The sequence below is a fragment of the Pseudonocardia sp. Ae331_Ps2 genome (assembly GCF_001932405.1).
Classification (GTDB): domain Bacteria; phylum Actinomycetota; class Actinomycetes; order Mycobacteriales; family Pseudonocardiaceae; genus Pseudonocardia.
Genome location: NZ_MCIM01000001.1, coordinates 2,263,980 through 2,285,147, shown reverse-complemented (window position 1 = coordinate 2,285,147; position 21,168 = coordinate 2,263,980). Strand labels below are relative to the sequence as shown.

The window sequence follows — 21,168 nt, the reverse complement described above, 5'->3', positions numbered from 1 at the left end:
CGTCCGCAGTTCATCACGCTGCGTCATGGAAACAGGGTGCAGTCGACCTTGAGCACCCAGCCGAGTGGACTAGGCCGACCGGTCCAACGGTGACGGGTCACGGGGGTGTCACGGATGATCACGGGGTGGCGTCTAGCCTCGTCCGGGTGCTGACCGCCGCAACGGAGGCCGATCCCCGCCCGGGATCGGGCTCCACCGACCGCCGGTCGCGTCCGACCGACCGCCTCCTCGCCGCCGCGCTGGGCCTGCTGTCGGCGGTGCTGGCGCTGGCGATCCCGTTCCTGCCGGTCGTGCAGAACACGGCGACCGTCACCTGGCCGAACGCCACGACCGGCACCGCGCCGCTGAACGCCCCGCTGGTCGCGTACCGGCCGGAGAGCCTGACCGCGACGATCGGCTGCGACGCGATCCGCAGCCTCGACGACCGGTCCCCCGGCCGCGCGACCGTCCTGTCCACGACGCCCACCGACGCCCCGGACGGCGACACGGTCGGTCTGCGCGTCGCCGTCGCCGACGGGGTGGTCACCCTCGACAACCGCGGCCAGCGCATCGCCACCGCGCCGCTCCCCCTGCCGGGCGGGCCCTGCGCCCTCACGTTCACCTCGGACTTCGACGCGACGACGGCGACGCTGGGCGGCGCCACGCTGTACGAGTTCGCCGGTGACGGCCGCCCGCAGCTCACCGGGATCCACTCCGACCTCGACGCGGGCCGTGACCCGATGGGCGGCACGAGCGTCCGGTTCGACACCGACAACCGCTACGACTCCGACGCCTCGACGCTCAAGCTCGTCGCGGGGGGCGTCGCGATCGTCGCGCTGTTCGGCGCGCTGTTCTTCCTGCGCCGGATCGACGACGCCGACGCCCGCCGCGTCGTGCACGGCCGCCGGCTGGCCCGGCGGCTGCGCGGGCAGGACGACCTGCGGGACGCCGTCGTCGTCGGCGTCCTGGTCGTGTGGGCCCTCATCGGGTCGATGACCAGCGACGACGGGTACATCCTCGACATCTCCCGGGGCAACGACACCGCCGGCTACATCGGCAACTACCACCGCTGGTTCGACGTCCCCGAGGCGCCGTTCGGCTGGTTCTACCAGCTGTACTCGCTGTGGAGCGGGGTCTCGGAGTCGGTGCTGTGGCTGCGGGTCCCGGCGCTGGCGATGGGCGTCGCGTCCTGGTTCCTGATCAGCCGGGCACTGCTGCCCCGCCTCGGCGCCCAGGTCCGGCGCAGCCGGTCCGCGGGATGGGCCGCGGCCGGGGTGTTCCTCTGCTTCTGGCTGCCGTTCAACAACGGGCTGCGCCCGGAGACGGTCGTCGTGATCGCGGCGCTGGTGTCGTTCGTGATGCTGGAGCGCGCGCTGGCCACCCGGCGGCTGCTGCCGGTCGCGGGGGCGCTCGTCGCGGGGGCGTTCGCCGTCGCGGCGACGCCGACCGGCCTCATCGCGCTGGCCCCGTTCCTGGCCGCGGCCCGCCCCCTGCTGCGGCTGTTCACCGAACGGATCCGCACCACCGGCTGGGCGGCGACCTTCGGGCCGCTGCTCGCGGCCGGGCTGATCGTGCTCACCGCCGTGTTCGGCGACCAGACCCTCGCCACCGTCGCCGAGGCCACCCGGGTCCGACAGGACATCGGCCCGAACCTGCCCTGGTACCAGGAGCTCGCCCGCTACGACCTGCTGTTCAGCGACAGCCGCGACGGCTCGCTGCAGCGTCGCTTCCCGGTCCTGCTGCTGTGGCTGTGCATGACCGTCTCGACGGTCGTGCTGCTGCGCCGGGGCCGCATCCCCGGCGCCGCACTCGGGTTCTCGCGGCGGCTGCTCGCGAGCACCGCGCTGTCGTTCGCCGTGCTGGCCCTCACCCCGACGAAGTGGACCCACCACTTCGGCGCGTTCGCCGCGCTCGCCTCGGGTGTCGCGGCGCTGGCCGCGCTCGCGACGAGCACCGGGGTCCTGCGCTCGCGACGCAACCAGGCGCTGTTCCTGGCCGCGGTGCTCGCGGTGACGGCGCTGGCGTTCCGCGGTCCGAACACCTGGTGGTACGTCTCGAACTGGGGCGTGCCGTGGTTCGACAAGCCGGTGTCGGTGAGCGGGATCCAGGCGACGACGGTGCTGCTGGTCCTGGCGTTCCTGTCGCTCGTCGTCGCCGGGGTGGAGCATCTGCGCTCGACCTCCGGGGTGCCGCGCCCGGTGCGACGGACCCTCGGTCGCCGGCGCGGCCGCATCGGCACCGTCCAGGCCGTCCGCCTCGGGTCGGCGCCGCTCGCGGTGATCTGCGCGCTCATGGTCCTGTTCCAGGTCGCCTCGATGGCCAAGGGCATGGAGAAGCAGGCCGGTTCGTACTCCCTGGGTGCCGACGTGCTGACCGACCCCACCGGGTCGCGCTGCGGGCTCGCCGGGCGCATCCAGGTGGAGACCGACCCGGCCGCGAACGTGCTGCCGACCGCGCCGGAACCGGCGGGCGTCGCGGACCCGGGCCCGCTGGCCGAGGGCTTCACGCCCGAGGGTCTGCCGCCGACCGGACCGGGATCACTGCGCGACAACACCGGCGACGGCGACGACCGCCCCGGCGTCACCGGCACCGGCCCGCTGGGCGGACCGGTCATGGGCAGCTGGTCGCCGGACCCGGAGAACGTCGGCGACTACCGCTCGGCGTGGCACACGCTGCCCGCCGCGGCCCGCGACGGCTCCGCACCGCTGGTCCTCGGCGTCGCCGGGACGATCGGCGGCGGCAACACCGTGACCCTGCAGTTCGCCCGCGACGGCGCCGTCGTCGACGAGATCGAGCCCGGCGGGGCCGTCAGCAGCACCTCGGACTACTCCGGCGGCGCCTCGGGCGGCCAGGCGTGGCGGGACCTGCGCGTCGACCTCGCGGGCCGGCCGGCCGCCGACGCCGACCGGGTGCGGGTGATCGTGTCCGACCGCGGCATCGGCACCGGGGCGTGGGTCGCCGTCGCGCAGCCCCGGGTGCCGCGGCTGACCCCGCTGACGACGATCGCCGCCCGCGGCACCGCGTACCTGGACTGGGCGACGTCGTTCGTGCATCCCTGTGTGACGCGCTTCGGCGTGCACCGGGGCATCGCCGACGTGCCGGTGTTCCGGATGCTCGCCGACCCGCAGCAGCGCACCGTCGCCGACGAGTGGGGCCGCAGCCGGTTCGGCGGCCCGCAGGGCTGGCTGGTCCGGACCGCCGCCCAGCGCTACGTCCCGACCTACCTACCCGGCGCCTGGGACTTCGACTGGGGCCAGATCCGGCTCGTCGAGCCCTACGACCCGCGGGCGGTCCCCGCCCCGGTGCAGGACGGCGAGCGGACCCTGTGGGGCTGGCAGCAGGTCGGGCAGGCCGGGGCACCCTCGCCGGACCCGACGCCACTGCCGGACTGAGGCCCCGGCAGACTTCGTCCTGTCCGATCCGAGATGTGAGGCGAGAGCGAGAGCGAGAGCCATGCTGGACACCGCCCGGCCCCTCCGCGGGGGCGAGCCCGCCCCGGCCGACGACACCGCCGGTGGGGCCCGCCCCGGACGGCTGGTCGTACAGCGTGGCCCCTTCACCGGGCCGACGCACCTGGTGCCCGAGGACCTCTACGCCGAGGTCCTGCGCGGCGCCGCCCGCCGCGAGCGGGGCCTGATCGAGCTGGTCCCGGCCACCCACGTCACCACCAACACCTACTGGGGGCGGCTGCACGCCACCTACTGGCAGCGCTGGACCGCGGTACCCGAGGTGCGGGTGTCCCTGCGCGCCGCGGGTCGCGGCCGGGTGTGGCTGATGGCCTCGGACACGAACAAGGTCGCCCGCGCCGTCGCCACCACGGGCGTCGACGGCGGCGGCGTCGTCGAGCTGACCGGGGCGATCGACCGCTTCGTCGACGGCGGCGGGCTCTGGCTGGAGTTCGCGACCGACACCGGCACGCTGACCGTGTCCGACGTCGAGTGGACGGTCGCGGTGCCCCGCCCGCCGCGGCCCACCTCGATCACGATCTGCACCCACAACCGCGTCGAGGACTGCCTGAACACGCTGCAGGCGCTGCTCGACGACCCGGCTGCGCTGGCCCGCGTGGCGACCGTCCGGGTGGTCGACCAGGGCAGCGACCCGCTGGAGTCGCGCGACCGGTTCGCGCCGCTGGCCGCGGCGTTCGGCGACCGGCTCGCCTACCAGCGCCAGCCCAACCTGGGCGGCGCGGGCGGCTTCACCCGCGGGCTCTACGAGGCGACCGCAGGCGACCCGGCCGACGACCACGACGTCCTGCTCATGGACGACGACGTGCTGCTCGACCCGGAGATCGTCGTCCGGCTGACCGGGTTCGCCGCGTGCACCACCGCGCCGACGATCGTCGGCGGGCAGATGCTGAACCTGCTCCACCCGGGGCACGTCCACATCACCGCCGAGTACGCCGTGCCCGAGAAGCTGCGGGTGGGCATGCCCGTCCCCGGCGCCCTGGAGGAGGGCTTCCTCCTCGGCCGCGACGAGCGGCTGCTGCCGATCGTGCAGGAGCAGCGGGTCGACACCGAGTACAACGGCTGGTGGTCCTGCCTGATCCCCGCACCGGTCGTGCGGGCCATCGGCTACCCGCTGCCGCTGTTCTTCCAGTGGGACGACGTCGAGTTCGGCTACCGCGCCCGCGAGCGCGGCTTCGCCACGGTGTCGCTGCCCGGTGCCGCCGTGTGGCACGCCGACTTCGGCTGGAAGGACTGGGACGAGTGGCACCGCTACTTCAACCAGCGCAACGGCCTGATCACCGCCGCCCTGCGCACCGGCTTCGACCGGCGCACGGTGACCACGACGATCGTCGAGCTGCTGGCCCAGTACCTGGTCGCGATGCAGTACGGGCTGGCGGCGACGCTGCTGACCGCCGTCGACGACTTCCTGCGCGGCCCCTCGGTGCTCGACGACGGCTCCGCCGCCGCGGCGGCGGAGATCCGCCGGATCCGGGCCGCCTACCCCGAGACGACGGCGGTGCCGCTGGCCCAGGCCGGGCTCGACGTGCGCGAGTCCGTCGTGCACCTGGCCGGGCACAAGCCGTCGAAGGTCGTGCGGACCTGGGTGAAGCGCGCCGTGCTGCAGGCCACCGGGCGGGTGCCGTTCCGCTCCGGGATGGTCCCGGCCGGTGAGGCGCACTGGTGGCACGTGTCGCTGTTCGAGCGCGCGATCGTCACCGACATGGCCGAGACCGGTGTCCGGATCCGGACCCGCGACCGGGAGCGGCTGCGCGAACTCACCACGCGCGGGGTGCAGACGGTGCGCCGGCTCTGGAACGAGGGCCCGCAGGCCGCCAGGGAGTGGAAGGCCGCCGAGCCGCGGCTCACCTCGCGGGAGACCTGGGCGCGGCTCTACGACGCCGGCTGAGCCCACCAGGCTCCGCGGCATCCACACCCCTCCGCAGGTGTCCACACCGGTCGTGACCGGTGTGGACGCCGGAGAACGGGTGTGGACACCGGCGACGGACGGGCGTGCGCCGCTCAGCCCAGGAAGTCCCGGCCGGTGTAGTCGCGGGTGGCCAGGGTCGGCAGCCGCTCCCACCCCCACCGCCGCTGGGTGCCCACGGTGAGGTCGTAGCCGTCGGTCGGGTGCTCGTAGCGCACCCGCTCGACGTGCGCCGGCGCGAACATGGCGCGCCCGGCCGGCGGGTCGAGCCGCGAGGGCAGCTCGTCGAAGGTCGCGGTGCGGTCGATGCCGGCGAGCGTCCCGCCGTTCGCCGCGAAGAACGCGGTGGACTCGGTCGCGCCCTCCAGATTGTCGCCGGTGCGCAGCCGCCACTGCGGGGCCTGCGCGATGCCGTGGCGTACCGCGATCTGGTCCTGGCAGGGCCACAGCACCGCCGAGGCCTGGTCGGCGAACACCGGGGCGTCGCCGAGCACCGCGCGGGCGGGCAGCTCGCGGGCGGGCAGCGGGGCGCCGACGGCGAGCCAGGTGTCCGGACCGTCCGTCCGGTCGTCGACGACGAGCCGGACCCGGTCGGCCGGGCCGGGCAGGTCGACCGCCACGTCCCGCCAGTCGCCGAGCTTCTCCCCGGGCAGGTCGACCGTGACCGCGCCCGCGCCGGTGTCGATCCGGACGCTCTGGTCGCTCCGCAGGTCCCCGGTCAGCGGCAGGAGCAGCCGCGTGGTCCCGGCCGGGACGGCGAACCAGCCGGCGTCGAGGGTGCCGGTGCCGGCGTCCTCGGTGTGCCAGACGGGGCCGGGGATCGACGGCCGGTCGGGCGGCGGGCCCTCCCGCATCACCCCGGTGAGGCGGGGCGGCGCGCTCGGGGGCGGGGGCGGGGACGTCGCCTCGTCGGGGACGGTGACGGCCAGTGCGTCGGCCAGCCCGCAGCCGTCGCCGGTCAGCATGGCCAGGTTCATCGAGGCCACCGACGCGCCGGGGGCCTGTTGCACCGGAGCCACGCCGAACACGACGAGCATCAGCGCGACGCCGCCCGCCGTGGCGACGCGCAGCACCGCCCGGTCCGGCCGGGGAGTCCGCCCCCGCCGCCCGGCCCACCACAGCGCGGCGGCGGCCACGAGCAGCCACAGCAGCGGGCTGCGCAGGTACAGCGGCCCGAGGTGCGGGGCCAGGACCTGCTGGTTGATCGGCGCGTCGAGGACCGAGTGGTTGCCGAAGGGCTGGCCCCAGTCGGAGAACGGGCGCCACAGGTTCGGCCCGGCGTAGACCACCGCGGCGACGACGCCGAGCACGGCCGTCCCCACCGCGACGAGCCGGAGCGGGGCGTGGCGCGGCAGCGGGCCGCGGGCGAGCGCGATGCCGAGCAGCAGCGTCGCGGGTGCGGCGACGGCACCGAAGTGGTTCACCCACTTGGTCGGGCTGACCGCGACGGCGACGAGGCCGAGCGCGGTCGCCGCGAGCGCGAACCCGAGTGCCCGGCCGAGCGGGCCGCCGGTGCCGCGCCGCGTCGCGAGCCGCACCGCGCCCAGCGCGAGGACGGCGACGGTCAGCAGGACCGGCAGGCGTCGCCCCCAGGTGCCCTGGTCGTCGGGGCCGAGCAGGTTCGCGTAGTGGACGAACTCGGAGTACCACTGGTACTGGAAGTAGTACCAGCGGTGCACGGCGACGGACTCGCGCACGTCGGCGAGGCTCTGGTCGGCCAGCCCGAGCGGTACGACGGCGCTCGCGGCGGCGAACGCGACAGCGACCGTCGCGAGCCGGGTCGCCCACCGCGCGTGCACGAGGTGCCACCACACCAGCGGCAGCGCGAGCAGCAACGGCACCGCGGCGACCAGCGCGGTCGGCGCGGTCGTCATCCCCACCACCGCGACGACGACGGCCGGCGCCAGCAGCCCGACCGCCCCGGTGCGGCAGGCGGCGGCGACGAGCAGCAGCACCCCGGCGGCGGCCGCGGTCCCGGCGGGCTCGGGGCGCAGGGAGATGCCGTAGGGCAGGAACCAGGCCAGGTGCGCGACGGCGAGCGCGGCGACCACCCCGGGCCGGACCCCGACCCGACCCGCGAGCGCGGCGAGGGTGTACCGCAGCAGCACCCAGGTCAGCAGGCCCAGCACGACCGGCACCACGCGCAGCGGTCCGAGGCCCCAGCCGACCAGCGACCCCCACCACTGCAGCAGGTACTGGCTGGTCGTGAACGGTGCCTCGGTGACGTCGAACTGGTAGATCGCGTTGCCGATCGTCCCGGTCTCCGCACCCTGGCGGGCCATCAGCGCGTACCAGGAGTCGTCGATGTTGAGCGGCCCGAGCACCGCCCAGGCGCAGCTCACGACGAGCACGACGAGGTCGGCGACCCCCGGGCGGACCGGCGCGTCGAACACCCGGCGGGTGCCGGTCCAGGTCCGCACGGCGACGGCGAGGGTGGCGGCCAGGGCGAGCAGGTGCGCGACCAGCAGCGCCACCTTCAGCGGCGACGGCGACGACGCGTAGCGCGCATCGGTGTACAGGGTGACCGCGAGCCCGGCCGCGGCGGGCCCGGTGACGTCGGTGGCGAGCTCGGCGACCTGCGGCGGGGCGACGTCGAGGCGCTCGGCGAGGACCGCCCCGTCGCGGGTGACGACGGTGCCGCCGTCGGCGGAGGTCACCTCGAACACACAGCCCGACGCGGCGGGTGCGGTGGCGAGCACCCGGTCGCCGGTGCGCAGCGTGAGCGTCCCGCCGGACACGCTCGCGACGAAGCCCGGCGCCGTCACCGGGTTCTCCTGCGCGGCGGGCATCGTCCGCAGCACGTCGCCCTCGCCGAGAGCGGCCGCCGCGGCGCACGGGACGGTCGCGGAGAACTCCAGCGGCCGGTACGGCGCGAGCGGCAGCACCGTGCTCTCCGGTGCCTGGCCGGCCCGGGGCCAGGTGACGACCGGGTCCTCGGCGTCGACCGGGGCGAGCGCGGCGGCGAGGCCGAGCAGACAGGTGACGACGCCGAGCAGGAGCAGCAGCGGCCCCCGGCGGGCGGGGCTCACTCGAAGATCTGCTTCCAACCGTCCTTGCCGGTCAGCACGGGCGCCGCCGCCCGGTAACGGGCGCGCAGGCCCTCCCAGTCCGCGGCGACGGCGCGGTGCAGCCGGAACGACTCCGCGACCATCTCCTTGAACATCGCCGGGTCACGACGGCGGAAGGTGACCCCGCGGCCGTCCGGGGTGGACACCGTCGCGGAGTCCAGGCCGGCCAGCACGAACCACTGGGCGTTGCGCCACGGCACGTTGCGCTGCGGGCGCTCGCGCAGCGCCGGGTCCGGGGTGCGCAGGTTGCGCAGCACCCCGCGGGCGAGACCGACCGCGGCCTTCGCCCGGCCCACCGGGGGCTTCGGGAACAGCTGCGCGCCGAGCGCGTCGAGCTCGGCCGGCGGCACCTCGGTGGCGGACTCGAGCGGGCGGCCGTCGTCGTACTGCGCGCGCAGGGCCCGGATCTCGTCGAGCACCACGGGCAGCTTCGGGAACAGCGCCTCGGGGCCCGCGAGAAAGTCGGTGAAGCCCTTGATCTGCAGCGCGACCGCCGAGTACTCCATGAGCATCAGGTGGCGCAGGGTGCGCTTGAAGGTCTCCTTCAGCATCGCGCGCGGGTCGTCGGGGCCGTGCAGGGCCGCGGCGACGAGCCGGTTGCGGTAGTGGAAGTAGGCCTGCCAGTCCGAGGAGTCGTCCTTCTCGATGAAGGACATGTGCCAGATCGCGACGCCCGGGACGGTCGCGGTGCGGAAGCCGGCGGCGCGGGCGCGCAGGCCGTACTCGGCGTCGTCCCACTTGATGAACAGCGGCAGCGGCAGGCCCAGCTGCTCCGCGGCGCGGCGCGGGATCAGGCACATCCACCAGGCGTTGTAGTCGACGTCGACGCGGCGGTGCAGCCAGCGGGTCTGGCGCAGGGTGCGGGCGGCGAGGTCGTGGTGGGCCTCGGTCTCCGGGGCGGGGCGCCACAGGAACTGGTTGCGGTCGACGACCTCGCCCATCGTGGACAGCTGCGAGCGCGCCTGCAGCGACAGCATCTGCCCGCCGACGAGCATCGGCTCGCGGGCGAACCGGCTGAACGCGATCGCGCGCAGCACCGACTCGGGCTCCAGCAGGATGTCGTCGTCCATGTAGAGGATCTGCTCGCAGTCGATCCCGCCCGCGTGCGGGCCGGTGCCGTGCAGGACCTCGTACATGATCCGGGCGTAGCCGCCGGAGCCGCCCAGGTTGGGCTGGTCGATGATCCGCAGCCGGTCCCCGAGCGCGGCCGCGGCCTGCTCGTAGCCGGCCTCGTCGCGGACCTTGCGGGTGCCCTGGTCCGGGAGGATCACCGCGGTGATCGCGTCCCGCACCTGCGGGTCGGAACCGAGCGCGGTGAGGGTGGCGACGCAGTCGGCGGGCCGGTTGAACGTCGGCATCCCGACGACGACGGCCGCGCGCCCCGGCGCGTCGTGCGGGGCGTGCCAGCCGCCGCCGTGCAGGGTGAGGTCGGCGTCGTCGGTGGACAGGTCGAACCAGTACCAGCCGCCGTCCTCGAAGGGGCGCAGGTCCAGCTCGAGGGTGACCCGGCGACGGCCCTCGACGACCTCACCCGCGACGACGATCTGCGACCCGTCGGCCTTGGTCCGGTACACGTCGACGCGGCCCGAGCCCTCCAGGTCCAGCCGCAGCTCGATGCTGGTGAGCGTCGACCAGGCCCGCCAGTAGCCCGCGGCGAAGGCGTTGAAGTAGGCGCCGAAGGAGACCTCGGTGGCCGCGGGGACGGTGGCGCCGGTGCGGTCGAGGATGCGGGTGCGGCGGCCGCCGATGGTCGACACGGTCAGCGAGAGCGGACGCGCGCGCTCGTCGGCGAGCGGCTCGACCGGGGTGAGCGTGGTGCCGGGGCGCTCGTCGAGGTAGAGCGCGCGGACGGCGGTGGGGTCGGCGGGCCTGGGCAGGACCACCCGCTGCAGCAGCGTCTCGCCGCTGGTCGTGGCCGGGGTGGTGGGGGACACCTGACCTCGCTGGTCCGTCGTGGTCATCGCAGGAGCTGCCTCTGTCGTCGCGGGGGCGCTGGGGTCCCGGGCGGCGGCGCTGCCGGTCCGCCCGGGTCCGGGTGGAGTCGTGCGCGAGCGTAGCCGCGCACGGTGCGGGAGCCGGGAGGCGGGCGGGCGCGGCGGGTGAGCGGTGTGGATCGTCCGGGTCACCGACCGTGCCGGACCGGCGACATGGACGGACCGGCCCTGCGCGCGGAGGCCGCCGCCGTGCTGCGCTCCCGCGGTGCGCGGTTCGGGTTCGTCCACGGCAGCCGGGCGGTGGGCGGCCGGGCGCGGGTGGCCCGGTTGCTCCGGTCGGTGGCGGCGCGGCTCTGAGTCACCAGGCCGCGTCGAGGATCTCCCGCACGTCGTCCTCGGTCGGTGTCCGCGGCGCGTTGGCCGTCACCGGGTCCACGACGGCGGCGGCCGCCAGCACCGGCAGCAGCTCCCGGTCCACGCCGAGCTCGTGGAGCGGGCGCCGGACACCGATGCCCTCGACGAGCGCGGCGATCCCGGCCACGGCGTCGCCGGTCCCCAGCGCGGCTCCGGCCCGGGAGTACGCCTGCGCCGCGGCGTCGGCGCTCCAGCGCATGACCTGCTCGTTCACCGACGCGAGCGCGATCCCGTGCGGGGTGCCCGTGTGCGCGGTGACCGCGTGCGCGATGCCGTGGACCAGACCGAGCCCGGAGACGGTCAGCGCCTGGCCCGCCAGGTGCGCGCCGAGCAGCAGCTGCGCGCGGGCCTCCAAGTCGGTGCCGTCGTCGACGGCGACGGGCAGCCACCGGCCCACCAGCGCGACGGCCTGCGCCGCGGCGGCGTCGGAGACCGGGTTGGCGCCGCGGGAGGCGAGCGACTCGACGCCGTGGACGAGCGCGTCGAAGCCGGTCGCGGCCGTCGCCGCGGGTGGCAGGCCGACGGTCAGCTCCGGGTCGAGGACGACGACGCGGGGCCGGACCGAGGCGTGGCCCAGGTAGACCTTCCGCTTGGCGCAGGTGTCCTCGACGACGCCGAACCCGTTGGTCTCCGCGCCCGTCCCGGCCGTGGTGGGGACCGCGACCAGCGGCAGCCCGGAGGTCGGGGAGGACCACAGGTCGTCGGTGGCGCGGGCGCCGTGGTGGGTGGCGAGCAGCGCGATGCCCTTGGCCGCGTCGAGCACCGAGCCGCCGCCGATCGCGACGACCACGCAGGAGCCGAACGCGCGCAGCGTCGTCGCGCCGTGCTCGACGGCCGTCGTCGACGGGTTGGGGCCGATGCCGTCGAACACCTCGGTCCGCAGCCCGGCCGCGGTGAGGTCGCCGACGACCCGGTCGACGATGCCGGTGGCGCGCAGCCCCGCGTCGGTGACGACGAACGCCGCCGCTCCGCCGAGGCCGTCGACCAGCGCGGGGACCCGGGCGACCGCGCCGGGACCGAACTCCAGGGCGCAGGTCGCCTCGACCGTGAACCCGTTCACCGGACCCGCCACCGTGCGATCGCCTCCTCGTCGAGGGTGAACCCGAGGCCGGGGGTGCTCGGGACCGCCAGCATGCCGTCGTCGCCGACGGTCAGGGGCTGCGCCAGTGGGAAGTCGCGACGCGCCGGTGTCCAGTCCGGCGGGTCGTAGGGGAACTCGAAGTACGGTCCGCCGCCGACGCCGGCGCTGACGTGCAGGTTCGCGAGCACGCCGATCCCGTTGGTCCAGCTGTGCGGGGTGAACGCGCGGTGGCGCAGCAACGCGAGCTCGGCCAGCGTGCGGACCCGGCTCATCCCGGCCGCCAGGACGACGTCGGGCTGGTACACGTCGAGCGCGTCGCCGTCGAGCAGGCGCAGCAGCTCGCCGAACGAGCGCTGCATCTCCCCCGCCGCGATCCGCAGTCCCGGGTTGTCGGCGCGCAGGGTGCGCATGCCGTCGGCGTCGGCGTAGGGCAGGGGCTCCTCGACCCAGAACACGTCCAGCTCGGCGAGCCGCCGGACGAGGCGCCGGGTCGCGGCGAGGTCGGTGGCGGGGGCGACGTCGCCGGCCATCCGCCACGCCTGGTTGAGGTCCACCATGATCGCGAAATCCGTGCCGAGCGCCTCCCGCACCGCGGCGACGGCGGCGACGCCCTCGTCGGCGCGGTCCCGGTCGACCCGGATCTTGACCGCGCGGAATCCCTCCTCGGCGACCCGGTGCGCCACCTCGGCGCGCTCGGCGGGCGGGCGCAGCACGCAGAACGACGCGTAGGCGGGGACGGCCTCGTACGTGCCGCCGAACAGGGTCGCGACGGGCAGGCCCGCGACCTTGCCCGCGAGGTCCCACAGCGCCGCCTCCAGTGGCCAGTAGTGACCGCCGTGCAGCGCGCAGGTCTCGATCGCGCGGACGTGCCGGGCGATCGCGAGCGGGTCGGTGCCGACGAAGAGGTGCCGGTAGGCGTCGAAGCCGTCCATCGTGTCGCCGGAACCGATGCCGACGACGCCGTCGTCGGTGTGGACGCGGACGATCGTCGCGTCGAACACGGTGCGGGGATCGGGGTCCCAGGCGGCGCGCAGCGGCGGGTCCAGCGGGAGCCGAACCCGGTCCAGCGTGATGTCGGTGATCTTCATCAGGTTCGGGATCGTGTCGGGAGCTGGTTCCGGCTCGGGGCGCGATCGGGGGCGGTGCGCCCCGAGCCGGTTGAGCGCAGAATCTCCGACGGCCGCGCGGCCGCGCCAGGTCCGGCCGGGAATCGAGATCATCGTTGCGCTCAGGGCAACCGGTACTAGCGTGGCCGGGGTGCACAACGGCTACGGGCTCGGCCGCGACGTCGCGCTGCTGGAGGCACTGGCGTCGGACGAGGCCGTGCGCACCGACGGGCTGGGCGTCACCGCCGTCGCCCGGCTGACCGGGCGGGAGAAGAGCCAGGTCTCGCGCGCGCTGCGGGCCCTCGCCGACGCGGGACTGGTCGAGCGGGACGAGGACACGCTCGTCTACCGGCTGGGATGGCGGCTGTTCTCCCTGGCCGCGCGGGGGACGGACAGCCGGCTGACGGCCGTCGCCGAACCGGTGATGCACCGGCTGGCCGCCGCGACCGAGGAGACCGTGCACCTGTGCGTGCTGCGCGACGACGCGCTGCTGACGGCGCGGACGGTGTCCGGGCACTCGTTCCGCACGACCGGCTGGGAGGGCAGGCGCGCGCCGCTGCCGTGCACCTCGGCGGGCCGGGTGCTGCTCTCCGACGCCACCCCCGACGAGCTGTTCGTACGCTTCGGCGCCGTCGAGGACCTGGTGCCGGACTACCCGCGCTCGCGGGTGCGGACGGTCCCGCAGCTGTGGCGCGCGATCCGGGAGGCCGCCGAGCACGGCTGGGCCGAGTCGCACGAGGAGTTCGAGCCGGGCGTGGCCGGGGTGTCGGCACCGGTGCGCGACTTCCGCGGCCGGGTGGTCGCCGCACTCAACGTGTCCGGGCCGGTCACGCGCCTGGACGGCCGGTTCGACGAGGTGGGCCGGGCGACCGCGGCCGCCGCCGCGGCGGTGTCGGCGGAGCTGGGGTGGACACCGGGCTCCCGTCCCGGACACCACCGGTGAACGCTCAGGGCCGGCGGGGCCCGGTCGAGCCCCGGACCACCAGGTCGGTGGGCAGGACCACGGGGTCCTTCCGGACGGGGCCCGGCAGCAGCATCGACGCGGCCGCCCGGCCCTTCTCCCGGTGCGGCTGCCGGACGGTCGTCAGTGCCGGCCGCGCGAGGGCCGCGCCCGGGACGTCGTCGAAACCGACCACCGACAGGTCCCCCGGCACGTCCAGCCCGAGCGACAGGGCCGCGTCGAGCACTCCGAGGGCGAGCTCGTCGCTCATCGCCAGCACCGCGGTCGGCCGGGGGTCGCGCGCGAGCAGCGCGTGGGCGGCCCGCCGGCCCGCGTCCCGGCCGTAGGGGGCCCGCTCCTCCACGACCGCCGCGTCGTGACCGAGGCCGGCCTCGGCGAGCGCGTCCCGGTACCCGGCCAGCCGTCGACGGGTGCCCAGGAAGTGGGCGGTGGCCTCCCGCTCGGGCGACGGCCGACCCTCCCACCCGTCGGGGTGCATCGGCATGGCGACGACGCCGAACCGGCGGTGCCCGAGGTCAAGCAGGTGACGTGCGGCGGCCCGGGCCGCGGTCCGGTCGTCGATGCCCACGTGCCCGGCGCCGTCGTGCGTGGGGCCGTCCACGACGACGAACGGGAGCCTGCGTTCCCGGATCGTCTCCAGCGCGGCCCCGTCGGGCAGGTCGCAGTAGCAGATGACCCCGTCCACCAGGGCGACCCGCGCGATCGGCCCGCTCGGGCCGGGGATCAGGACCAGCGCGGAGTCCTGCTGCCCGCAGACCTCGCTGATGCCCTGCAGCAACAGGGAGGCCGCGGGGTCGGCGAAGGTGAACGACATCGGGTCCTCCAGGACGACGCCGATCGCCGCGATCCGCCCCCGCGCGAGGGTCGCCGCGACCGGGTCCGGCCCGGCGTAGCCCAGCTCGTGGGCGGTGCGGAGCACCTGTGCCCGCAGCTGGGCACTGAGCCTGTCCGGCCGGTTGTAGGCGTTCGACACCGTCGCCCGGGAGACACCGAGCGCCTCGGCGATCGTTGCCAGCGTGACCCGGCCGGCCCCCGTCTCGTTCCTGCCCACCCGACCAGTCTCCCGCGTGCGGTCCGCCCGACCCGGACGGGTCCCATGAGGTGAAGCGGTTCACTTCCCGATTCACCAGGAGGGCCGCGGCCTCTTGTGATCCGTAAGGTTAACCGGTTTAGTAGACGAATGCGATGGTGGCGACGGAGCACGACGACACCGACCGGGACCGCCGCGTCGGACGACGACCGGGAAGCCCGGATCCGGCGACGGCTGCACGCGGTCGAGACCGAGCGGCTCGAGATCCTGCTGGACGAACGGGTCCCGGGCCGCCGGCACCGGCTCGACGCGCTGGCCCTCGCCCGCGCCGACCTGCTCGACGACCTCACGGCACTGGGGGCCGACCCGCCCCCGGCGGCCGTCAGTCAGCGGACACCGTGCCCGGAGGCGGACAGCTGCCGATGACCCCCGGGCCACCCGGCCGGGCGATCAGTCCTCCGAGTCGGTGCCCGCCAGCGGGCGTCCCTCGGTGAAGTGCGGGACGAGCCGGTTCTCGTACATCGTCAGCGCCGATCCGATGGCCATGTGCATGTCGAGGTACTTGTAGGTCCCGAGCCGCCCGCCGAACAGCACGTTCCGGTTCGCGGTCTCCTTGCGCGCCAGCTCGCGGTAGCGCTCCAGCTTCGCCCGGTCGTCGGGGGTGTTGATCGGGTAGTACGGCTCGTCCCCGGACTCGGCGAAGCGCGAGTACTCGCGCACGATCACCGTCTTGTCCTTCGGGTAGTCCCGCTCCGGGTGCATGTGCCGGAACTCGAGGATGCGGGTGAAGGGGACCTCGGCGTCGTTGTAGTTGATCACCGAGGTGCCCTGGAAGTCGCCGGTCGGCTCGACCGACATCTCGAAGTCCAGGGTGCGCCAGCCGAGCTCGCCCTCGGCGTGGTCGAAGTAGCGGTCCAGCGGGCCGGTGTAGACGACCGGGACGTCGGCGGGCAGCTGCTCGCGCACCGCGAAGAAGTCGGTGTCGAGGACGACGTCGATGTTGTCGTGCGCCGCCATCCGCTCCAGCCACGCGGTGTAGCCGTCGGTCGGCAGTCCCTCGTGGGTGTCGTTGAAGTACCGGTTGTCGTAGGTGTAGCGGACCGGGAGCCGGGTGATGATCGAGGCGTCCAGCTCGGTGGGGTCGGTCTGCCACTGCTTGGCGGTGTACCCCTTGACGAAGGCCTCGTAGAGCGGGCGGCCGACCAGCGAGATCGCCTTCTCCTCCAGGTTCGTCGCCTGCCCGGTCTCGACCTCGGAGGACTGCTCGGCGATCAGCGCGCGCGCCTGGTCCGGGGTGTGCGCCTTCCCGAAGAACTGGTTGATCAGCGCGAGGTTCATCGGGAACGCGTAGACCTGCTCGCCGACCCGGGCGAACACGCGGTGCTGGTAGTTCGTGAAGCTCGTGAACCGGTTGACGTAGGCCCACACGCGCTCGTTCGAGGTGTGGAACAGGTGCGCGCCGTACCGGTGGATCTCGATGCCGGTCTCCGGCTCGGCCTCGGAGTAGGCGTTGCCCCCGATGTGGTTCCGGCGCTCCAGGACCAGGACGCGCTTGCCGAGGCCCTCGGCGACCCGCTCGGCCACCGTGAGTCCGAAGAACCCGGACCCGACGACGATCAGGTCGTAGCTGCTCAGGTCGTAACCGTTCAGGTCGGCACTGTCGACGCTCACGGCCATCAAGGGTAGGGCAGGCGTGATCCGGGGCACCCGGCGGCTTCGGTACCCTCGCAGGCAGGTCGGAGAAGCGGACGTATCCGGCACCGTCGTGGCCCGAGGAGAAGATGGCGTGAGCTGGTCGTCCGCCATCCCCCTGGTGGTCCTGGCCGCCGCCTGGGTCACGCTCCCGGGCCTGGTGGTCGGCCTCGCCGCCGGTCTGCGCGGGATCGCCGCCTGGGGCGCGGCCCCGATGCTGTCGGTCGGCGTGATCGCCGGTTCCGCGGTCGGCGCGAGCATGCTGGGCGTGCCCTGGAGCGGGGCCGCCCCGGCCATCGCGGCGGCGGCGTTCGCGCTGCTCGTGGTCGGTGTGCGACGGCTGGTGCTCGGCCTCCCGCTGCTGCCGCGACCCACCGTGGTGCGGGCCGCGGCGGCGGAGTCGGTCCGGACGCTGCTCCGCGGTGGACCCGACCGGCGCTGGACCGGGCTCGCGGCACTGACCGGGGTGGTGACCGCCGGCGCGCTGGGGTTCAGCGCGGCCGTCCGCGGGATGGCCCGGCCCGACGCGCTGTCGCAGACGTTCGACGCGAACTTCCACTACAACGCCGTCGCCCGGATCCTCGGGACGCACGACGCCTCGTCGCTCACCGTCGGCGGCCTGGTCAACTCCCCCGGCTTCTACCCCGCGGCCTGGCACGACGTCGTCTCGCTGGTGGCGCCGCTGGCCCCCGGCCCCGGCGAGATCGTCGTCGCGTCGAACGTGGTCGCGCTGGTCACCACGCTGCTGGTCTGGCCGCTGTCGATGCTGTTCCTCGTGCGGACGCTCGTCGGGCGCTCGGCCGGTGCGGCGCTCGCCGCCCCGGTGCTGGCGCTCGGCTTCGTCGCGTTCCCGTGGACGCTGGTCACCTACGGCGCGCTGTGGCCGAACCTGCTGGGCGTCTCGCTGGTCCCGGCCGCGCTGGCGGCGACGGCGCTCGCCGCGCGTCCGGGACTCGGGCCGGACCCAGTGTCCCCCGCCCGGCCGGGCCCGTTCCCCCCGGGGCGGGTGGCGCGCTGGTTCCCGGCGGTGGCCGCCATCGTCGCGCTGGGGTTCGCCCACCCGAACGCGTTGTTCGGCGCGGTGGTCGTCGCGGTGCCGCCGATCCTGTGGGGACTCGTGGGCGCGGTGCGCCGCGGGCTGCGCGGCGGCACGTGGCCGACCGTGCGCGCGGCCACGGCGGTGCCGGTCGTACTCGCCGCGCTCGGCGGCGTCGGCTGGTTCATGTTCGCCTCCCCCGCCCTCGACGGGATCCGCGGCTACTACTGGGAACCGGAGTTCTCGGTCACCGACGCCGTGTGGAACGCGGTGCTGCACAGCCCGGAGGACAACGCCCCGGCCTGGTCGATCGCGGTGCTCACGGTGGCCGGCGCGGTGTGGGCGCTGCGCCGGGCCCGGACGTCCTGGCTGGTCCCGGCGCACCTGATGGTCTGCACGCTCTACGTCGTCGGCGCCACCACGTGGTCCTCGGTGTGGACCGGGGTCTGGTACAACGACTCGCCCCGGATCGCGGCGCTCGTCCCGGTCACCGCGGCCCCGCTCGCCGCGCTCGGACTGGTCGCGCTGTGCTCGCTGGCCCGGAGCCTCGCCTGCCTGGTCCGCGACCGCCTCACCCGGGCCGCACCCGCCGTCGCCGGGCTGCCCCGGCCGCGGGCCGCGGTGCTCGTCGCGATCGGCGTGATCGCGGTCGTCGTCACCTCGGGTGGACTCTACCAGCGCTCGCACGTCGACTCGCTCGCCGCGATCTACCAGACGCCGGAGGAGGTACTGGTCGGCCCGGAGCAGGCGCAGTTCCTGCGCGAGGCGGGTGAGCTGCTGCCCTCGGACGCGGTGGTGGCGCAGAACCCGTGGGCCGGTACCGCGATGCTGTGGCCGCTCACCGACCGGCAGGTGCTGTTCCCGCACCTCACCGGGGTGTGGTCGCCGGACCAGCAGGTCATCGCCGAGCGGCTGCGCGACGCGTCGAACGACCCCGCGGTGTGCGCGGCCGTCGCCGAGACCGGGACCGGGTACGTGATCACGGCGCCGCCGACGTTCTGGCAGCCGGACCCGCTGGCGCTGCAGTGGCCCGGCCTCGACGACCTCGCCGACGCCGACGGGTTCGAGCTGCTCGCCCGCGACGGCGACAACGCGCTCTGGCGCATCACCGCCTGCGACGCCGGCCGGGTCGTCGGCTCCTGATCACCCGGTCGGGCACGGGACCGGCAGGGCCGCACGGCCGCCGGTAGTCTCCGAGACCGGCCAGCGCCGGGAATCGGGTCCGGTGGGTCGTCGACGGCTCCGGGACCGGCGCCGGGAGAGGAGCCGCGACCTCGATGGCCGGACCCACCTGGCTGTCCGCGCTGCCCACCGCGCTCGTCGCGGTGTTCTGGGTGGTCGGGCCCGGTCTGCTCGTGCTGCGGGCGTGCGGGGTCCGGGGCGTCACGGCATGGGGTCTCGCACCGGTCGTGTCGACCGCGGTGATCTCGTCCACGGCCGTGCTGGGCACCCTCGCCGGGGTGCGCTGGGGGCCGTGGGTGCCGCTGGGCGTCGCGGTCGTGCTCGCACTGCTCGGCGGTCTGTTCCGGGTCTTCGTCGCCCGGCGCCCGCCCGGCAGCGCGCTGCACCGTGGCTGGCGGACGGCGCTGCGGTCGTGGGCCCCGGGCCGGCGGCTCCGGGCCGCGCTGGACCGCGTCCGCACCCCGAGGGGCCGGTTCGCCAAGCGCCCCGAACCGATGACGGCCGCGATGCCCCAGGTGTGGCGGACCTCGGCCCAGCGGGCGGGCGCCGACGGCCGCCGGGCGGGGATCGCCGCCGCGGCGGGCGTCGTCGTCGCGGCCGGGCTGGCGTGGTGGACGGTGGTGCTCGGCTTCGGCCCGGTGGACGGCCTGTCCTCGACCTACGACGGCGTCTTCCACTACAACGCCGTCGCCCACATCCTGCAGTCCGGCGACGCGTCGTCGCTGACGCTGGGGTCGCTGACGAACCCGTCGTCGGCGGTGGCGCTGTACCCGGCGGGCTGGCACGACCTGGTGTCGCTGGTCGCGATGCTGTCCGGCAGCGGGGTCCCGGTCGCGACCAACCTGACGGCCTGGGTCGTGGCGGGGGTGGTGTTCCCGCTGTCCGTGGCGGCGCTGACCCGTCAGGTCATGGGCCCCTCGTCCGGTGCCGCGCTGGCCGCGCCGGTGCTCGCGACCGGGTTCACCGCGCTGCCGTGGGCGCTCATGTCGTTCGGGGTGCTGTGGCCGAACCTGCTCGGGGTGGCGCTGCTGCCCGGGTACCTGACGCTGCTGCTGGCCGTCGTCGGGGTGGCCGAGCGCAGCGTGATCGGCGCGGGCGGGGCGGCGTTCACCCTGGTCCTGACACTCCCCGCGCTCGGTCTCGCCCACCCGAACGCGTTGTTCAGCCTCGCGGTGCTCGGCCTCTTCCCGGTGCTGTGGGGCATCGGCGTGCTCGCCCGGCGACGGCTGCTCACCCGCCGGTTCTGGCAGCCGGTGCTGGCCGCGGTCGGCGTCGCCGGGATCGTCGCCGCCGTCCTGTGGTTCATGACGGCCTCGCCGCTGACCGCCGGGGTCCGCAGCTTCGACTGGCCCGCGTTCACCGACGTGCCGACGGCGATCGGGCAGGTGCTGTTCAACTCCCCCAACGGCCGTCCCGAGCTCGTCGTGCTGTCGGTGCTGGTCGTCGTCGGCGCGGTGGCCGCGCTGCGGCACGTCGCGACCTCGTGGCTGGTACCCGCGCACCTCGCCTCCGGCGCGCTCTACGTGCTGGCCGCGGCCGACGACGGGAAGACCTCCGCCGCCCTCACCGGTGCCTGGTACAACGACTCCTACCGGCTGGCGGCGATGGTGCCCGTCACCGGGGCCGTGCTGGCCGTGGTCGGGCTGTGCGCCCTCGCGTCGGTCCTGCGCCACGTGCTGCTGCGGATCCCGCGCACCGCGACCCTGGCGCGGCGCCGGGTGGTCGCGCCCGCGCTCGCGGCGGCGCTGCTCGCGGTCGTCGTCGCCACGACCGGCGGGATGTCGGTGGCGACGCACGCCGACGTCCTGGCCGGGCCGTACCAGCAGCCCTCCGACCCGCTCCTCGAACCGGGGCAGCGCGAGTTCCTCGACGAGGTCGGCCGGATCGTCGGCCCCGACGACGTCGTGGCCGCGGACCCGTTCACCGGCGACGCACTGCTGTTCCCGCTGACCGGCCGCCGGGTCCTGTTCCCGCACCTCATCGGCAACTGGACCCCGGAGCAGACACTGCTGGCGACGCGGTTCCGCGACGTCGGGACCGACCCGGCCGTCTGCACGGCGGCCGCCGACCTGGGCGTCGACTGGCTGTTGACGGGGCCGATCACGTTCTGGCCGAACCACGGCGGCGCCCGCTGGTACCCGGGTCTGCACGACATCGCACCGGTGCCCGGGTTCGAGCTCGTCGCGACGGGCGGAGGCCAGGAACTCTGGCGGCTGACGGCCTGCACACCGGGCGCGCCGGCCACCCCGCAGGCCCAGGCGTTCGCCCCGCCCGGTCCCGACGCCCCGTCCCCGTCCCCGTACGGTGGGTGACCC

Annotated in this window: 13 protein-coding genes; 7 read left to right on the top strand and 6 right to left on the bottom strand. The window is 75.1% G+C overall.

The features are described from left to right. Positions 1-146 precede the first annotated feature (146 nt). On the top strand, positions 147-3,371 hold the full coding sequence (locus Ae331Ps2_RS10885; RefSeq protein WP_158071554.1) for an arabinosyltransferase domain-containing protein: 3,225 nt from the start codon (positions 147-149) through the stop codon (positions 3,369-3,371). Positions 3,372-3,432: 61 nt separating this feature from the next. Further along, positions 3,433-5,331 (top strand): glycosyltransferase, encoded by a 1,899-nt coding sequence (locus tag Ae331Ps2_RS10880; RefSeq protein ID WP_020624287.1) that lies wholly within the window; start codon positions 3,433-3,435, stop codon positions 5,329-5,331. A gap of 113 nt (positions 5,332-5,444) precedes the next feature. Here the strand turns inward: Ae331Ps2_RS10880 and Ae331Ps2_RS10875 are convergent, their stop codons facing one another. Beyond that, a complete protein-coding gene (locus Ae331Ps2_RS10875; protein ID WP_075309128.1) occupies positions 5,445-8,378 on the bottom strand; it encodes an arabinosyltransferase domain-containing protein in 2,934 nt (977 codons plus the stop codon). Beyond that, positions 8,375-10,378, bottom strand: a complete 2,004-nt coding sequence (locus Ae331Ps2_RS10870; RefSeq protein WP_075309131.1) for a glycosyltransferase — start codon at positions 10,376-10,378, stop codon at positions 8,375-8,377. Before Ae331Ps2_RS10870 ends, Ae331Ps2_RS10875 begins: the two co-directional genes overlap by 4 nt. Positions 10,379-10,564: 186 nt before the next feature. On the opposite strand from Ae331Ps2_RS10870, the gene Ae331Ps2_RS31930 reads away from it, so the two are divergent. Continuing rightward, positions 10,565-10,708: a hypothetical protein gene (locus Ae331Ps2_RS31930; RefSeq protein ID WP_158071553.1), complete on the top strand. Its 144-nt coding sequence runs from the start codon at positions 10,565-10,567 to the stop codon at positions 10,706-10,708. Between the two features lies 1 nt (position 10,709). On the opposite strand, the gene Ae331Ps2_RS10865 is transcribed toward Ae331Ps2_RS31930, so the two are convergent. Further along, positions 10,710-11,825 carry an iron-containing alcohol dehydrogenase family protein gene (locus Ae331Ps2_RS10865; RefSeq protein ID WP_075312565.1) on the bottom strand — a complete coding sequence of 372 codons (1,116 nt, stop codon included), beginning with the start codon at positions 11,823-11,825 and terminating at the stop codon, positions 10,710-10,712. Continuing rightward, positions 11,822-12,934, bottom strand: coding sequence for a mandelate racemase/muconate lactonizing enzyme family protein (locus tag Ae331Ps2_RS10860; protein ID WP_075309133.1), 1,113 nt, complete (start codon positions 12,932-12,934; stop codon positions 11,822-11,824). The genes Ae331Ps2_RS10865 and Ae331Ps2_RS10860 overlap by 4 nt, the downstream gene beginning before the upstream one ends. 169 nt (positions 12,935-13,103) lie before the next feature. Here Ae331Ps2_RS10860 and Ae331Ps2_RS10855 point away from each other — a divergent pair, with 169 nt between their 5' ends. Then, entirely contained in the window at positions 13,104-13,895 is a 792-nt protein-coding gene (locus tag Ae331Ps2_RS10855) for an IclR family transcriptional regulator (protein ID WP_233147697.1), read from the top strand. Between the two features lie 4 nt (positions 13,896-13,899). Here Ae331Ps2_RS10855 and Ae331Ps2_RS10850 read toward each other — a convergent pair whose 3' ends face one another. Then, positions 13,900-14,964, bottom strand: a complete 1,065-nt coding sequence (locus Ae331Ps2_RS10850; protein WP_075309137.1) for a LacI family DNA-binding transcriptional regulator — start codon at positions 14,962-14,964, stop codon at positions 13,900-13,902. 129 nt (positions 14,965-15,093) lie between these two features. Between Ae331Ps2_RS10850 and Ae331Ps2_RS10845 the strand changes: the two genes are divergently transcribed. Continuing rightward, positions 15,094-15,369: a hypothetical protein gene (locus Ae331Ps2_RS10845; RefSeq protein ID WP_075309139.1), complete on the top strand. Its 276-nt coding sequence runs from the start codon at positions 15,094-15,096 to the stop codon at positions 15,367-15,369. Between the two features lie 24 nt (positions 15,370-15,393). Here the strand turns inward: Ae331Ps2_RS10845 and glf are convergent, their stop codons facing one another. Continuing rightward, positions 15,394-16,620 (bottom strand): UDP-galactopyranose mutase, encoded by a 1,227-nt coding sequence (glf, locus tag Ae331Ps2_RS10840; protein ID WP_020624452.1) that lies wholly within the window; start codon positions 16,618-16,620, stop codon positions 15,394-15,396. A gap of 109 nt (positions 16,621-16,729) precedes the next feature. Here glf and Ae331Ps2_RS10835 point away from each other — a divergent pair, with 109 nt between their 5' ends. Continuing rightward, positions 16,730-18,814 carry a DUF6541 family protein gene (locus Ae331Ps2_RS10835; RefSeq protein WP_075309141.1) on the top strand — a complete coding sequence of 695 codons (2,085 nt, stop codon included), beginning with the start codon at positions 16,730-16,732 and terminating at the stop codon, positions 18,812-18,814. A gap of 134 nt (positions 18,815-18,948) precedes the next feature. Continuing rightward, positions 18,949-21,165 (top strand): DUF6541 family protein, encoded by a 2,217-nt coding sequence (locus Ae331Ps2_RS10830; protein WP_075309143.1) that lies wholly within the window; start codon positions 18,949-18,951, stop codon positions 21,163-21,165. Positions 21,166-21,168 lie beyond the last annotated feature (3 nt).